The 16,382-nt window shown below is 44.8% G+C and carries 14 protein-coding genes and 1 pseudogene; 12 read left to right on the forward strand and 3 right to left on the reverse strand.

Translation table 11 applies throughout. The features are described 5' to 3' along the window. The first annotated feature begins 54 nt into the window (after positions 1–54). Genes RID53_RS00405 through RID53_RS00415 form a run of 3 tightly spaced genes read left to right on the forward strand, consistent with a single transcriptional unit; the run spans position 55 to position 3,062 of the window. Complete coding sequence (locus RID53_RS00405) at positions 55–1,197, forward strand: glycosyltransferase (RefSeq protein ID WP_446386240.1); 1,143 nt, start codon at positions 55–57, stop codon at positions 1,195–1,197. Beyond that, positions 1,198–2,397: a glycosyltransferase gene (locus RID53_RS00410; protein WP_446386241.1), complete on the forward strand. Its 1,200-nt coding sequence runs from the start codon at positions 1,198–1,200 to the stop codon at positions 2,395–2,397. A 59-nt stretch (positions 2,398–2,456) separates the two neighbouring features. Further along, the gene (locus tag RID53_RS00415) at positions 2,457–3,062 is read left to right on the forward strand and encodes a YdcF family protein (protein WP_446386312.1); all 606 of its coding nucleotides are present in this window, start codon (positions 2,457–2,459) and stop codon (positions 3,060–3,062) included. Between the two features lie 393 nt (positions 3,063–3,455). On the opposite strand, the gene RID53_RS00420 is transcribed toward RID53_RS00415, so the two are convergent. After that, positions 3,456–4,871, reverse strand: a complete 1,416-nt coding sequence (locus RID53_RS00420) for an NCS2 family permease (RefSeq protein ID WP_446386242.1) — start codon at positions 4,869–4,871, stop codon at positions 3,456–3,458. Positions 4,872–4,914: 43 nt separating this feature from the next. Between RID53_RS00420 and RID53_RS00425 the strand changes: the two genes are divergently transcribed. Further along, positions 4,915–6,465: a dolichyl-phosphate-mannose--protein mannosyltransferase gene (locus RID53_RS00425; RefSeq protein WP_446386243.1), complete on the forward strand. Its 1,551-nt coding sequence runs from the start codon at positions 4,915–4,917 to the stop codon at positions 6,463–6,465. Positions 6,466–6,625: 160 nt separating this feature from the next. Here RID53_RS00425 and RID53_RS00430 read toward each other — a convergent pair whose 3' ends face one another. Beyond that, a complete protein-coding gene (locus tag RID53_RS00430; RefSeq protein ID WP_446386244.1) occupies positions 6,626–7,249 on the reverse strand; it encodes a Uma2 family endonuclease in 624 nt (207 codons plus the stop codon). A 325-nt stretch (positions 7,250–7,574) separates the two neighbouring features. On the opposite strand from RID53_RS00430, the pseudogene RID53_RS00435 reads away from it, so the two are divergent. The 4 genes and pseudogenes from RID53_RS00435 to RID53_RS00450 form a co-directional block, all read left to right on the forward strand. Continuing rightward, positions 7,575–7,697 (forward strand): annotated as a pseudogene (locus RID53_RS00435) (Uma2 family endonuclease); the annotation flags it as partial. Positions 7,698–8,101: 404 nt separating this feature from the next. Continuing rightward, entirely contained in the window at positions 8,102–10,159 is a 2,058-nt protein-coding gene (dnaK, locus tag RID53_RS00440; RefSeq protein WP_446386245.1) for a molecular chaperone DnaK, read from the forward strand. A gap of 216 nt (positions 10,160–10,375) precedes the next feature. Continuing rightward, positions 10,376–11,371, forward strand: a complete 996-nt coding sequence (locus RID53_RS00445; RefSeq protein WP_446386246.1) for a DnaJ C-terminal domain-containing protein — start codon at positions 10,376–10,378, stop codon at positions 11,369–11,371. A gap of 141 nt (positions 11,372–11,512) precedes the next feature. Then, entirely contained in the window at positions 11,513–11,692 is a 180-nt protein-coding gene (locus tag RID53_RS00450; protein WP_446386247.1) for a hypothetical protein, read from the forward strand. Between the two features lie 64 nt (positions 11,693–11,756). Here the strand turns inward: RID53_RS00450 and RID53_RS00455 are convergent, their stop codons facing one another. Beyond that, positions 11,757–11,969, reverse strand: a complete 213-nt coding sequence (locus RID53_RS00455) for a hypothetical protein (RefSeq protein WP_446386248.1) — start codon at positions 11,967–11,969, stop codon at positions 11,757–11,759. A 146-nt stretch (positions 11,970–12,115) separates the two neighbouring features. Between RID53_RS00455 and RID53_RS00460 the strand changes: the two genes are divergently transcribed. From RID53_RS00460 to RID53_RS00475, 4 genes are all read left to right on the forward strand, one after another. Continuing rightward, the gene (locus RID53_RS00460; protein WP_446386249.1) at positions 12,116–14,602 is read left to right on the forward strand and encodes an NACHT C-terminal helical domain 2-containing protein; all 2,487 of its coding nucleotides are present in this window, start codon (positions 12,116–12,118) and stop codon (positions 14,600–14,602) included. A gap of 52 nt (positions 14,603–14,654) precedes the next feature. Then, the gene (locus RID53_RS00465; RefSeq protein ID WP_446386250.1) at positions 14,655–15,308 is read left to right on the forward strand and encodes a restriction endonuclease subunit R; all 654 of its coding nucleotides are present in this window, start codon (positions 14,655–14,657) and stop codon (positions 15,306–15,308) included. 288 nt (positions 15,309–15,596) lie between these two features. After that, on the forward strand, positions 15,597–15,827 hold the full coding sequence (locus RID53_RS00470) for a hypothetical protein (protein ID WP_446386251.1): 231 nt from the start codon (positions 15,597–15,599) through the stop codon (positions 15,825–15,827). Beyond that, complete coding sequence (locus RID53_RS00475; protein WP_446386252.1) at positions 15,824–16,237, forward strand: PIN domain-containing protein; 414 nt, start codon at positions 15,824–15,826, stop codon at positions 16,235–16,237. Before RID53_RS00470 ends, RID53_RS00475 begins: the two co-directional genes overlap by 4 nt. Positions 16,238–16,382: the final 145 nt, after the last annotated feature.

Genomic DNA, 16,382 nt, shown 5'->3' on the forward strand with positions numbered 1-16,382 from the left:
TTGTCTTGATCCTCCTACGTTAAAAATCAATTAAATATTAAAAAAACTAAAAAAATGAAAGAAATACATTTATGGAGTCCTAATATATTTAATTTCAAAGGTGGCATCCAATTGTTTTTAGATACCTTCATAAAGGTAATGCAGCAAATTGCTCCAAATAAAAACTATCATATTTTCCTGAAACACGATAATAGATTGTATTCAAAAATACCATTTTATAGAAATACAAAATTTCACTTTTATGGGCAATTATTCTTGCCATTAAGAACATTTATATTTGCTGTTAATATTTTAATTTATGGATTCTGGAAACAGCCAACTCTAATTATAGCAGGTCATGTCAATTTCACGCCAGTTGCTTATTGGCTAAAATGTATAGTTGGAGTTCCATATTGGATAATAGTTTATGGTGTAGATGCTTGGAATATTGAGCGTCCAGCCCTAAAGACTGCTCTAGCTAATGCCGAATACATCCTTTCCATCAGTAGTTACACCCGTGATCGCCTCCTCAAAGAGCAAAATATCGACCCAGCTAAAATTTCACTTTTACCCTGTACTTTAAATGCCGATCAATTTAAAGTTACTTCTAAACCTCAATATTTACTAAAACGGTATGGACTGACAGCAAATCAACCGATTATTTTGACTGTAGCTAGATTAGACAGTAGCGAGAAATACAAAGGATATGATAAGATTCTGCTAGCCCTACCGGAAATTCGTAATAAAATTCTAGATGTTCACTATATCCTAGTTGGTAAGGGAAGCGATCGCGCCCGCATTGAACAACTCATCACCAGCCTCAACCTCCAAGATTGTGTTACCTTAACGGGCTTTGTTCCCGATGAGGAATTGTGTGATCATTATAATCTTTGTGATGTGTTTGCTATGCCCAGTAAAGGTGAGGGATTTGGCATTGTTTACCTAGAAGCCCTAGCTTGTGGTAAGCCTACCATTGGTGGCAATCAGGATGGAGCAATCGATGCACTTTGTCAAGGAGAATTGGGTGTGTTGGTCGATCCTGATAATATAGAGGAGATAACCAAAACCATCATTCAAATCTTGCAAGGTATCTATCCCCATCCCCTCCTTTATCAACCTGAACTACTGCGCCAGAAAGTTATCAAAACTTATGGGTTTGAGCGCTTTAAAGAAACTTTGGCAGAATTACTCCAAACAACGGAACTGGGAGTGCAATAGGTGAAAGTTCTACACGTTATTCCCTCCGTTAGTCCAGCTTTAGGGGGTCCTACACAGGTTGTACTTAACTTAGTTCAAGTATTGCGAAAATGGGGTATTGATGCTGAAATTGTCACCACTAATGACAACGGTGCAAGACTTTTAGATGTACCATTAAATCAACGCATTACATATAGACAGGTTCCTGTTTGGTTTCTGCCGCGATTTTCTCCACCTTTAAAAGAGTTTATCTTTTCGACAGCACTGACTCAATGGTTGTGGCAGCATATTCAGGACTATGATATCCTAGACAACCATTATCTTTTCTCCTACGCCTCCACCTGTGCTGGTGCGATCGCTCGCTGGTATCAAATTCCCTATACCGTCCGTACCATGGGTCAACTCAGCCCTTGGGCATTGGAGCAAAGTAGGTTAAAAAAACAACTATACACCTTCCTAATTGAACGTCGCAATCTCAACCGTTCTGCTGCTATTCACTGCACATCAGCTAGTGAAGCCCAAGATGTGCGTAACTTTGGCATTCCAACTCCCACCGTTACCCTTCCTCTAGGGGTGAACTTACTTCCAGATTTCCCGGAAGCTAAACAGAATTTACGTCATCGCTATGGAATACCGAATCAAAAGCCAATTGTACTGTTTTTATCTCGCCTGCACTATAAAAAGCGTCCCGGTTTGTTAATCCAAGCCCTTAGCAAACTCACTGTTCAAAACTATGATTTTCACCTGATATTGGCGGGTTCAGGTGAACCAGACTATGTGAATCATCTACAAAAATTAGTTGCCTCTCTTGGTTTAGTGAAATATACATCATTTGCGGGTTTTGTTACGGGTGAAGATAAAAACTTACTCCTTCAAGGTTCTGATATTTTTGTCCTCCCTTCTTTTTCCGAAAATTTCGGAGTAGCAGTAGCCGAAGCCATGGCGGCGGGATTACCCGTGATTGTTACGCCGGGAGTACAAATTTCACCCGAAATTGCTGAAGCCAACGCGGGATTAGTTGTAGAGGGAGATGTTGAGACTCTTGCTGATGCGATCGCGACTTTGCTAAACTCTCCTCATCTACGCCATGAACTCGGCGAGAATGGCAAGCGCTTGGTGAGTCATCGATATTCCTGGAAGGTGATCGCTCAAAATCTGATTTCTGTCTATACTGCAATAATCGAGGGGAAACCTTTGCCGGATCATCTCAGTAATTATTGATCAGCCGTCAAATCAGTGACATTTCCCCCTATCCCGCTAGTACAAATATTCTGGTGAAAATCTGCCGTCATCAATTTAAATGGAGATGCTGTTTAACCAGCGCTACTCTGATCCTGATCCTACTGAGTATCATTCCCCTGCGGCTGGCGATCGCACAATACCAATCCCCTCATCCCCAAGCTATTCTAACCTTAGGCGGTGGGCGCGATCGCGAACGATTCACCGCCCAATTTGCCCAAACTCACCCCTCCCTAGATATCTGGGTGTCTAGTGGTTCACCCCCAGACGTTTTGTATGCTATTTTCCAAAACGCCAATATTCCGATCCAGCGCATTCATCTCGACTATCGCGCTGTTGATACCGTCACCAATTTTACCTCCCTAGTGGCTGACTTCAAACGCCACCAAATCCAACATATCTACCTAATCACCTCAGACTATCATATCCCTAGAGCCAAAGCGATCGCGACTCTTGTCCTTGGAAGCCAAAGCATCACTTTCACCCCAGTCGCCGTACCCTCCAACCAACCCCCTGAATCCTGGCTACGGATTCTTCGTGATAGCATTCGCGCCCTACTCTGGATTATCACAGGTCATACTGGCGCTAGACTTAAACCACAATTGATTTCCTTTGTCCTTCGTTATTTATCCTTTGTCCTTTGTTAGTTGTCATATAGCAATCCTATTTAGGTTGTGGCAATTTTCAAAAATGAAACCCTTGCTATACCTGGGTTTCGAGCATTTCGCTTGTTGCATCCTATTTAGGATTGCTATATCATTGACTTAAAACGAATATTGTTGACTTAAGAGAAATATCGTTAACTTGGACACTAGAAAAGGAATTTATTCTCTTTAAGCTTAAAGTAAAAATCAAGCTTATTAGGTAATTATAGCAAATCGCTAGGCGTGTATTTACAACTCCCGTACCTGAAACTGAGTCCAGATGGGATGTTTGTACAAACAAAGTGTAACTAGACCAGCGCGAAGCGCTATAATTTAACCCGTTTTAACGGGTTTTAGCTTTTAGCCCGAACTTGAGTTCAGGGCTTTAGTCAGTGCTTACCCACCACTATTCATCGCCATCACGATAAAACGCAGCACAAAAATCCCCGCCAAAACCCACACCGCGATCGCGACTTCCTGGGCTTTCCCCTGAAAGCCTTTAATTAACGGGTAAGTAATCAATCCAATCGCCAAACCTTCCGCGATCGAATACGTCAATGGCATCATTAAAATCGTTAAAAAGGAAGGAATTGATTCTGCTGGATCATCCCAGTGAATCCCCCGCAAATTCCCCGCCATTAATACTCCCACAATTACCAATGCTGGCGTCGTGGCAAACGGCGGAATTCCGGAAAGTAACGGAATAAAAAATATCGAACCCATAAACAAAAACGCCACAACAACAGCCGTAAACCCCGTGCGCCCCCCTTCCGTAATCCCTGAAGCTGACTCAATATACGTCGTCACCGTCGAGGTTCCCAAAACCGCCCCTACTGTTGTCCCCACCGCATCCGCCATCAATGCTTGATTCGCCCTAGGCAATTCCCCTTGTTCGTTAATATAGCCCGCCTGCATCCCCACCCCAGTCAGCGTACCCACGGTGTCAAATAAATCCACAAACAGAAACACAAACACCACCGCCAGGAAATCCCAGCTATTCACCTGATTGATTTTAGCCAATCCCGCGATCGCAACTCCGACTAAATCCACGGGTAACTCAGGAACACCAATAATCCCCTGGGGTAACGGAGACACGCCGAGAATCCAGGCTAGCGCCGCCGTTGCCAAAATCCCCCATAGCAGCGCCCCGGTGAGGCGACGGGCGACAAATGCGGAGGTAATTAGGATACCCGCGATTGCAATTAATGTCGAAGGTTGACTCAAGTCCCCTAATTTCGTTTTCGTCACCGCATCAGCAGCGATAATCCCCGCCCCACTTAAGGCAATATAGGCGATAAATAAGCCAATTCCAGCCGCCGTTGCCCGTTTCAGACAATCGGGGATCGCTTTGACGATTAAATGACGGACATTTGACAGGGTTAGGGCAATAAAAATCAACCCTTCGATTAAGATAGCAGAAAGGGCAATTCGCCAGTCGATACCTAATCCCAATACCACCGAGTAGGTAAAAAAGGCATTAAGTCCCATACCGGGGGCAAGGGCAAGGGGATAATTCGCCCACAATCCCATAACTAGGGTAGCAATTGCCGCAGAAAGTGCTGTGGCGATGACCAATTCATTAAACAAATCTCCTGATGCTTGTAAAAAAATGGCATCGGATAAAATTCCCGGATTCACGACTAAGATATAAGCCATCGTCATAAAGGTGGTGAACCCTGCCAATAGTTCTATGCGGATGGTGGTTTGGTATCGATCAAATTTAAATAATTTAGCCAAAACTCCCGGCTGTTTCGCTGGTTGTCCAGACGGATTAGCCGGGGAATGCTTCTGATTTGGATCATGATGACTCATAAGTGTCGCCTGAGATGCCCTAAGATTTAGCCATTAGTATTATATGATTGGAAATTATAAATTATATCACTTATCAAAATATTGGTTTCGTCTTGGATTAATCGCTATTTTTTTAGCCTCAGTCCTACTCCGATTTTGGGGATTAGGTCGATTTAATACGCTGGTATTTGACGAGGTGTATTACGCCAAATTTGCCAATAATTACTTAACCGGAACAGAGTTTTTCAATGCTCACCCGCCCTTGAGCCAATATATTATCGCGATCGGGATGTGGCTGGGTTCTCATTTACCCTGGGATCAGCCGTCCATGAATGGTTTGGCGGGTTCATTACGATCGACCTGGAGTTATCGTTGGCTGAATGCGCTCACGGGTTCGTTTATCCCCTTAGTTGTCGCCGGAATTGCCTATCAGCTTAATCGGCGTCGCAGCTATGCGTTAATCGCCGCTTTGTTAGCTGGGGCGGATGGTCTATTTTTAGTTGAGTCTCGCTACGCCCTGAATAATGTCTATTTGGTTATTTTGGGATTATTGGGGAATTTATGTTTGTTAATCGCACTCAATCAATCTCAGTCGAAACGCTGGATAATTTTGGCATTATCAGGGGCTTTTTTCGGCGCATCTGCTTGTATTAAATGGAATGGCTTATGGTTTTTATTCGGGGTTTATCTACTGTGGGGGATGGCTGGGTTGCTTCAGTGGAGAGGAGATAGTTCAAAGTTTAAACCTTGGGTTGACGCAGGTTTAATTGCATCTGGGTCAAAAAGAGACAATAGTAGTGAAACCCGCCCCTACAAACCATGCACTCCAGCGAAGCGAAGGGTCAACACTCAACACTCAATACTTAAAACTTCCTTAGTTAATTTAACTCAATTAAACGGGATTCAATTTTTAGTAAATTTTGCCATAATTCCGGCGTTGACGTATAGCTTGCTTTGGATTCCCCACCTAATTATGAATCCCCAACCCGGATTTTGGGAAGCCCACTATAGAATTTTGACGTTTCACGAAAAAATCGGTAGTGGACCCGATGTTCATCCCTACTGTTCTAAATGGTACACTTGGCTAATTATGCTGCGACCTGTGGCTTACTTTTACCAAACTGCCCAAAATACCCGCGAACAAGTCCCGACTTACCCACCGTTACCCAAAGGATATGGTCAGGTGATTTATGATGTTCATGCGATGGGAAATCCTATCCTTTGGTGGCTATCAACATCAGCAATTTTATTGTTACTGTTGCTGTTGCTACAGCGTATTTGGTCAGGAATGTGTGGATATTTTCCACCCACAACGGTGAATTATATTAGCCTCTATTTAGGTCTTAACTGGTTAGCTCAGTTACTCCCTTGGATTGGGGTCAGTCGCTGTACATTTTTATACCACTATATGGGAGCTTCTGTGTTTTCCGGGTTAGGGTTAGCTTGGCTAATTGACCGTTGGCTACATCGGGAGCAAGAATCTTGGCAAATCGCGGCGATAACGGTTATCAGTTTAATTCTGTTGGCATTTGTCTTTTGGTTACCGATTTATTTAGGATTACCTCTATCTCCTGAGGGTCATCAACTGCGAATGTGGTTCCGTTCTTGGATTTAGATTATTTTCATTTTTCATTGGTAATATCGGGCGCTTGTAGGGGCGACCCGCTTGTATAAATGAACAACTTTTGTCGTCTCGATTTGGTCGGGTCGCCCTCTATGATTCGGTGAGATTGCAAGCATTTATCCCCTACGTTTCCCTACATTTAGGTGTACTATTACCCTTCTGTCATTGCCACAATTTGAAGCGTTCTTAGTTCTAACTGAGGAAACCAAGGAGACAGAATTGTCGCGTCTCCTTGATATCGCGCTGCCTGGTATTCATCGTCAATCAAACGATTGATCGTTACCGTGGGTTGTTTAGGAGATCCAATATATTGAACGCCTCCGAGTCCGGCATAATCGACGATCCAGTATTCCGGGATTCCGAGTGTTTCGTACTCATTTAATTTAATCCGGTAATCGTCCCGCCAATTGGTGCTGACAACTTCAATCACCAGGGGAGGTGGTATGTATGCTGCCGCAGATGCTGAACTTTGACGCATTCTTTGCCATTCGTCTTTGGCGAATACGACAATATCGGCTTTACGACTGGACTCATTTTCACCAGGGGCGTTATTCAAGCGAACTTGTTTGCTCTGACGGGGAACATAAGGCAGATTCAAGTCTTGGCAGTGGTTGATTAGGATACGACAAAGCCCATCAACAACGTCTTCATGTTTGGCTGTGGGTTCGCTGAGAGGCATAGCAACTCCTTGGACAAGCTCGAATGACCTACCGGAGCCGTCATCCCAGTTGAGAAATTCCTCAAAGGTCAGGGGTTTTTGCGCGATCGCGATCATTGTTATTGCTCCAATCCATCGGTCAGCTTGATTTTGCTTATGTCTATGTTAAGGTTAATGGCACTGAAATAAACAGTTTTGGAACGCCAAAATCCTTGATATAATATATAGTAGGGTGGGCATTGCCCACCAGCCTAACAGGAGCGTGACATTCATCTTCAGTGAATTTTTCTACCCAACTTCCAAATGTGTAGACGATAGGTTGGGTGGAGCGTCAGCGATACCCAACGATAACGATATGATTGCAGTGATTGATAAAACACCAGTCTCAATCGATCAATTCCTGGATTAGTATCCACAGATTTCAGAGAACCGCTACGAATTGCGGCGCTACATTGGCTCACCCAAGCAGCCAACGTTCACGGTTTGCACCATGGTGGATGGGGAATACGAATTACAGCAGTTTCGTGGCAATGACCGTATTATTTCTCCCACATTCCCCGAATGAGAATTAACGGTCAACCAGATTTTCCATCCAGGTGAATGAGCCAGTGGTGGGTGACGATCGCGCCTTGGTACGATAGACCTATCGTAGGTTGGGTGGAGCGATCGCGATACCCAACAATTGCCAGGTTTACGTCAATCTTTCGCGATTATTGACAGATAGATATGAGCGATGTTGGGTTTCGTTCTAAGGGGCAAACCTACGATCCTCTGCTCCCAGACGCGCCATGGCATGTCTGGAACATTGCTTCCCCTGTTCCTGGAATACCTCCGCTCCCCCTCTTCCTCACGATAGAATGGGTAAAATGACCAGCGATCGCACTGCCTCTGGTCAACTATCCATTAAAATCTCTAAAGTTATTGTATATAGCGATTTGGCATTAACAGCGAGAGGAGACAAAAGCACGCATGGGCAAGGTAGTCGGCATTGACCTAGGGACAACAAACTCTGTGGTAGCCGTCATGGAGGGTGGCAAGCCGGTTGTCATTGCTAATGCAGAAGGTATGCGGACAACCCCTTCTGTGGTGGCGTTTAGCAAGGAGGGGGAACGCTTAGTCGGACAAATGGCACGCCGCCAAGGGGTTCTCAATCCCCAAAATACGTTTTATGGGATTAAGCGATTTATGGGGCGTCGATATAGTGAACTCAATCCGGAGTCGAAGCGCGTCCCCTATACGATTCGCCGTGATCCAGAAGACGCGATTAAAATTCGCTGTCCTCGGCTGAAGCAGGAATTTTTCCCGGAAGAGATTTCGGCGATGGTACTGCGGAAGTTGGCGGATGAGGCGACTCGCTATCTGGGTGAAGAGGTGACGGGGGCGGTAATTACAGTTCCCGCTTATTTTAATGATTCCCAACGACAGGCGACACGAGATGCAGGGCGGATTGCGGGGTTGGAGGTGTTGCGAATTCTCAATGAACCAACCGCCGCTTCCCTAGCGTATGGGTTGGATCGCCAAGATAGTCAGACGATTTTAGTTTTTGATTTGGGCGGGGGTACGTTTGATGTCTCGATTCTAGATGTGGGGGATGGCGTTTTTGAGGTGAAAGCCACCAGTGGCGATACCCAGTTGGGGGGAAATGATTTTGACCGCAAAATTGTGGATTGGCTAGCCGAACAGTTCCTGGAAGCCGAAGGGGTAGATTTACGCCGCGATCGCCAAGCCTTACAGCGATTGATGGAAGCCGCCGAAAAAGCCAAGATTGAGCTTTCGGGGGTGGGGGTGACGGAGATTAATTTACCCTTTATTACCGCCACTGCTGATGGACCCAAGCATCTGGAAACCCGCCTGACTCGTCCCGAATTTGAGGGATTGTGTGGGGATTTAGTCAGTCGTTTACGTCGTCCCCTCAAACGCGCCTTCAAAGATGCGGGATTGACGCCTGTACAGATTGATGAGGTGGTTTTGGTTGGAGGTTCAACTCGCATTCCTTTAGTTCAGCAATTGGTGCGGAGTTTGATTGACAAAGAACCGAATCAAAATGTGAATCCCGATGAAGTAGTGTCCGTCGGCGCCGCCATTCAAGCGGGTATCCTGAGTAATGAAGTTAAGGATGTGCTGTTGCTGGATGTGACGCCGTTATCGATGGGATTGGAAACCATTGGTGGGGTGATGAAAAAGCTGATCCCCCGGAATACGACGATCCCGGTGCGGCGATCGGATATCTTTTCCACCAGCGAAAATAATCAAACCCTGGTGGAAATTCATGTTCTGCAAGGGGAACGGGAAATGGCGAGTGATAACAAATCCCTGGGACGGTTTAAGCTGACCGGGATTCCGCCTGCGCCTCGCGGGGTTCCCCAAGTGCAAGTGGCGTTTGATATTGACGCCAATGGGATTTTACAGGTAACCGCCCTGGATAAAACCACAGGACGGGAGCAAAGTGTGACAATTCAAGGTGCATCGACCTTAAATGAGTCGCAAGTGCAACAGATGATTCGGGACGCCGAGGAAAACGCCCAATTAGATCGTCAACGTCGGGAACGGGTAGAAAAGCGCAATCGCGCCGAAACCATGGCGACGGATGCGGAACGTCAACTCAAAGAAGTTACCCTGGATTTTGGCACTCAATTTGCCAGTGCGTATCGGCGGCGGATTGAAGCCTTGGTGCTGGAACTGCGAGACGCGATCGCCCAAAATGATGATCGGGGGATTGACCGGGCGCAGTCAGATTTACAAGATACTCTCTATGAACTCAAACGGGAGGTACGGTTAGCTTACGCCGACGATGAGGATGATGACTTTTTTGGCTCAATTCGCCGTGTCTTCACTGGAGAAGACGAAGAGGACGCCTATTGGGAACCCAGACGACGTGAACCCCGTGATCCTTATGATTACGGTGTAGGGACAGGTCGATCCAGTCGCCGACGCGATTACGAAAGACCAAGAAGTTATTCCCGTCGCGATGTCCGTTCCGCCCCCTTAGAAAATGATTGGGATGAAGAGGATGATGATTGGTTTTAAATCGTGTTGACCCTTCACTTCCGAAAGAGGGCATGGCGCGTGATTGTGTAGGGGCGGGTTTAGGGACTAATATTGATTGTTGTTCCTAGCTTGGCTGCAAAACCCGCCCCGACTAAGTTTTGACGGCGAGACCTATTTGACAAATGACAAATGACGAATGACGAATGACAAATGACGAATGACAAATGACGAATGACAAATGACAAATGACTGACAATGCAAAACTTTCGGAATTATTACGAGATTTTAGGAGTTACCCCCGATGCATCCAATGATGAGATAAAAAAGGCATTTCGGCGACTCGCCCGTAAATATCACCCAGATGTGAATCCAGGGGATAAACAGGCTGAAGAACGGTTTAAGGATATTAACGAAGCCAACGAAGTCCTGTCTGATCCCAGTCGGCGATCGCAGTATGATCAGGTTGGCAACTTCTTTAAGAAGAAAGGATTTACCCGTAAGGCGACGAAAACCAGTCCAGTCAGAACCGCCTTCTCCCGTAATGGTCGGGGGCGTACTTCTAGCCAAGAAGTGGACTATAGTGAGTTTGGTGACTTTAACAGCTTTGTTGAACAACTTCTAGGACGCCGTCCGCCTCGTCCTGGTATGGGAACAGAACGGACAGGAAGCCGAGTTGAGTCCTCAGATTCGTTTCGTCCTGGAACTCGTAGAACCGCTTATCGAGTTAATTCTAGCGCCCAGCCGAAAAATGTAGAGGCGCGATTAACATTACCTTTAGAAAAAGCCTATACCGGAGGAATTGAGCGAATTCGCCTCGAAGATGGTCGATCCTTAGAAGTCGAATTACCCGGAAACATGGTCACGAATCAGCGAGTGCGCCTCAAGGGTCAGGGAATCGCGGGTGGGGATTTATTTTTAATTATTACGGTTTCGCCCCATCCGTTCTTCAAGCTGAGAGGGTCAGATATTATTTGCCAGTTACCCGTGACAGCCGCCGAAGCGGTATTAGGAACGCCTGTAGACGTACCGACTCTGGATGGGCGCGTGAAAATGAATATTCCGGCGGGGGTGCAATCCGGTCAACGATTACGCCTTGCGAATAAGGGGTATCCTATAGAAGGAGAACGGGGTGATCAGTTAGTTGAAATTCAAATTGTAGTGCCGAAAACGCCAACTCCGCAAGCGCGAGAACTGTATCAGAAGTTGTTAGAAATTGAACGGTTTAATCCTCGGCGGGATTTGCCGATTTGAGGGAAAGGTAGAGGATGAGGGGAGAGCGATCATGTCACCTTGGTCGGTCGGGTTGACGAAAGAAAACCCAACACCCTCGAAACAAAGATAAAACGCGGTAGGATAAGGAGTCATTATCGGATATGAGGAGGAGATTTAGGTATGTACAAAAATGAAATTCTGGAAGAAATTCACCAATATCGAGAAGAATATGCTTGCTCATTTCAATATGATTTGAAAGCTATTTTTAATGATTTGCAAAAAAAGCAAGCAGCTCACAAAGACAGACTGGTTAAACTTCCGATCAAACGCTGGTCGAACCAAAAAATCAGCCGTTGCTAACGAGATATGGAGAGATTACAGTAATACTTACACTCTACCCAACCCACAAGAATCTTGTGAGCATTTATTTCTCTTCTGGTTGATCGGGAATAGATTTAAGCGGTGTTTTGAGTAATACCCAATCGAGATAGAGAATAAAAATATGCATTTTCGCAAAATTACTGACACGTTGAAGCTTGCGATCGCGCAGCACCCACGCCCAGAGTTTCTCGACCAGCAGTACCAGAACGATTTCGGCAGACTTCTCTAGAGCCAGAACTAAGATATTTTCAACCATTTCAATAACCTTGCTAGTTTGTTGACTCTTCTAAAGTCGCTGAAATGAAGTAAAAGCAAGGCTTTTGGCGTGTGTGAGTTGTGTATGCGCTATGGGTGACTTTTGCTTGATGTCGCTAAAATTAAGTAAAAGATTACTATTAGGCTATGGTTGAGCGATCGCTTAGGGCTTCTCCAGAGGGCAGAAAGACGGCAAAAACAGCGCTCATTGGCTGTCGTCTGACTCAGCAGCAATTGGCAGATGCATTAGGAGTCACTCGTCAACCAATCGGTAAGTTTTTCAAGGGTAAGCCTGTTGATCGCGAACTATTTGTCCGCATCTGCGAAAAGTTGAAGCTGGATTGGCAGGCGATCGCACAGAAAGATGATGAACTTGAAACAGAGCCAAACCGGAACCAAGACTCTGACATTGATGTTCTAGTCCAAGAAATCCGTAAGCAGGTCGAGCCTACCATCCGAGAGCGATGTGGCACAATGCGGGTACTGGATATGAGCCAGCCGATTGGTTTAGGCAAAATCTACACCAGCGTCAATATCTTGGAAAAACTGACGAAAACGAGAGGACTGGAATTAGCGGATCTGATGCGGGATACCTCTCCAGAGGAGTTTGATCGCTTCTGCTTGGGTAATGTCAGAGCAAGGCGCATTCCAGGATTGGAAGCGGTTGAGCAATTCTCCAAGTTGATGATTCTTGGGAAACCAGGTGCGGGAAAAACGACGTTCCTGAAGCATCTGGCGATTCAGTGCATCGGCGGGAAGTTTCAGACAGAAAGGATTCCGGTATTCATCACATTAAAAGACTTTGCCGAAACTGATGGGAATCCGGATTTGCTGGAGTACCTTGATCAGTCACTCCTGATGCACCCCGCTTTACAAAATGTGGTCTGTGCAGGTAGAGCATTAATTTTATTGGATGGCTTGGATGAGGTTAGAGATGCTGATAGCGATCGGGTATTGCGGCAAATTACCGTATTTTCACAGCAGTTTCCCCAAAATCAATTCGTCATTACTTGCCGGATTGCGGCACGGGAATACACGTTTGAGAAATTCACAGAAGTAGAAATTGCTGACTTTGACGACAAGCAAATTGCTGATTTTTCCGGTAAATGGTTCCGTAGCAAAAACGACCCGATTAAGGCAGAACGGTTCCTGCACAAGCTACAGGAAAATGAACCTATCCGAGAACTGGCAACGAATCCGCTATTGCTGACACTGCTATGTCTAGTTTTTGAAGACTCCGGCAGTTTTCCTACCAATCGCGCTGAACTATATGAAAACGGTGTGGATGTGTTACTGAAAAAATGGGATGTTAAGCGCAATATTGAACGCGATCACGTTTACAAAGGGCTGTCATTAAAGCGAAAAAAAGATTTACTCAGTCAAATTGCCCGAACAACTTTTGAAGAGGGAAACTACTTTTTTAAACAACGGCAACTGGAGCGCTACATCAGCGAATATATCCAAAATTTATCAGGTGCTAGCACTGATCTCGAAGCATTGGAAATAGATAGTGCAGCCGTATTGAAGTCGATTGAAGCACAGCATGGGCTGTTAGTGGAACGGGCAAGAGGTATCTATTCCTTCTCACATCTGACTTTTCACGAGTATTTCACTGCCCGTAAGATTGTGATGAGTTGCAATCCCTATGCTGCTGATGATCTGACGCTGCAAGAGTTGGTAAGTCACGTTGGTGAGAAGCGCTGGCGGGAAGTGTTTTTGCTAACGACTCAAAGTTTAGACCCTGCAGATGCATTGTTGCGGTTGATGAAAGCTCAGATTGATAGGCTGTTGGTAGGAAATGAGAGGTTACAGGAGTTTTTAATCTGGGTGGATGAGAAGGCGCGATCAGTTAAAGTACCATTTAAGTTGGCTTCCGTTAGAGCATTTTACCTCGCTCTTGAACAGAGATTAGAAATTGATTCTAATCAGGCTAACGTCCGGGAATTTCCTATTCCGACGCTAGCCTTTAGTATAGATCCTGATTTTGCTTTTGCTTATGATTTAGGAATTGATTTTGAGTTGCTCAAAACTTTATTAGCTTCTCAAATAATTGAAGAAGCTACTCGTTCTGTTAATATAAAAAGTTTGAGTTTTTATGATAATGACGGAAATTATTATGATGATGGTGGGGTTTATCTGGGTAAGGAAGATACATTTATACTGGGTGATGATGACTCCGATCTCAATCAGTACCAAGCTAAGGTTTATGGACAATTTTGGGACGACGTCAAAGAAAAATGGAATGTGGACAGTGATATAAGCCTCCATGACGAATTATATATTGTTTTTCAGTATCCCCTTGAGGAAAAACTAAGAGAAGAATTACTCTTTCTTAGAGAGCAATTACCTACGCCATTGGAATTTGCCAAAAATCCAGAAAATGAAGGTGAAGAAAACTGGAATGATTGGGGTGAATTTGACTGCCAAAGTTGGACTTTGTCTCTATTAAATACTATGCTGGAACATCGTAACATTGGGCAAGACTGGCAGTTTAGCGATACTGAGGAAGCATGTGTTCAGCAGTATTACAACGCTAATAAGCTGCTGGTGGATTGCCTAAATAGCGATTGTTATGTCAGCCGGGAAGTCAGGCAGGAAATTGAGGATACATTACTTTTGCCAATGTCTGAGTAGGTTCCCTCTCAATTACCATACGTTATGATAGCACCACACATCTAAAGGCTCTATGGTTGAAGTTATTCAGGCAAGCAATCTAGCTTTATATGAACTAGAAGAAAGGTTTAACCTGGTACAGGTTCAAGACTATGACTTTTTCCCAGAGTGGCAGAGTATAGCACCAGACTTGACAGCCTATGAACAGCATTGGCTTGATCAAGCTAAGGCAGATTTTCTCAGCCTTGCTAAGTATCCACTGCACGAAGAAATTGTCAAAATTGCTGTGTTAGCTCCAGTTTTGTCCATAGCAGGGTTATGTCGTGCGCCATTTGTTCCTGCGGCTGAAAAGCAGGTAGAAATTACATTTGAAGATGAAGATGAGGTGATTCGAGGACGAGTCGATTTGCTGGTACTTTATCGTAATCTTTGGGTTGCCACAATTGAAACCAAACCAAAACAAGCAGATGTACTCACAGCTTTACCCCAAGCTTTACTTTACATGATGGCAAGTCCGATTAGTTCCCTTCCCCTGTTTGGATTGTTGACAAATGGTAATCATTTTATATTTGTGAAACTGCTCAAGCAGGAGACACCGAGTTATGGCTTATCAGAATTATTTACACTCCTGCGACAGGAGAATGATCTGTATCGAGTTGTGGGAATTTTGAAGCATTTGAGGGAGTTGGTGCTGAGTGAAGATTGGCAAGCGCAGCAAGTTTACTAGAGCGTCAGTCGGCGTAACTAAAATTAGCGCTTATGTAAATAAATGCCATAGCACGTTTGTTAATTGTAGGGGCGGGTTTAGGGATGAAATCTAACGTAAAAGGGATGAAATCTAACGTAAAAGCCGATAACTGAACAACAAAACTCGCCCTTAAGAGCCGATAATTGATCAATAAAACCCGTACACCTGAATGTAGGGGATCTAGGCTTACGCCCTTATCGAAGTGCCGCATCAGCGCGGAAATCGTTATATAATGACTAGCATCTGTAGAAAGCTGGAGTCATTCCCATGTCGTTACAAGAACTAAAAGAACAGGCTTTCAAGTTATCCGTGAATGATCGCCTTGCACTCGTCAATGCTATTATTCAATCTCTGCAAGATACCCTCAATCCACAACCCAACCGAAAAACCCTGATAAACCAGATGCGAGGATTGTTGAAAACTGATCAGCCACCACCAACTGATACTCAAATTCAGGCAATCTTGGAAGAACGTCGGGTGGAGAAATATATCCAGTGAGAGTCCTGATCGATACTAATGTTATTTTAGATTATTTACTGGAACGAGAGCCGTTTTTGCAAGATGCACAAGCCTTATTTCAGGCGATTGGTTCTGAGCAGGTTATTGGTTATGTTACAGCAACAACGCTAACTGATATCTTCTACATTGCGAGAAGACAGACTCAGAGCGTTGAGCAGGCAAACCAAGTCGTCTCTATGACACTGGCAGTGATGGAAATTTGCCCAGTGGATCGCGCTGTATTGGAGGTAGCTTTAACATCTGGTATAAGAGATTTTGAAGATGCTGTGCAGGTTGCTTGTGCGATTGCTCAAACTTTAGATGCAATTGTTACCCGTGATACACAGGATTTTTATAATGCAACCGTACCTGTTTTATCGGTTAGTCAACTATTGGAACAGTTGGAATAACTCTGTACTTTAACACTAATGCGATCGCTTCCCTCCAACAGACTCAAGAATCCTGGGTAAGGGGGAAACCAGAAGTTCCGTTATTCCCTCCCCTTGCCCAAGGGAGGGTCAGAAAGGGGTCTGTCTCTAGGTATGGGAGTTTTTT

The sequence above is a fragment of the Coleofasciculus sp. B1-GNL1-01 genome (genome assembly GCF_040220235.1).
Classification (GTDB): domain Bacteria; phylum Cyanobacteriota; class Cyanobacteriia; order Cyanobacteriales; family Coleofasciculaceae; genus Coleofasciculus.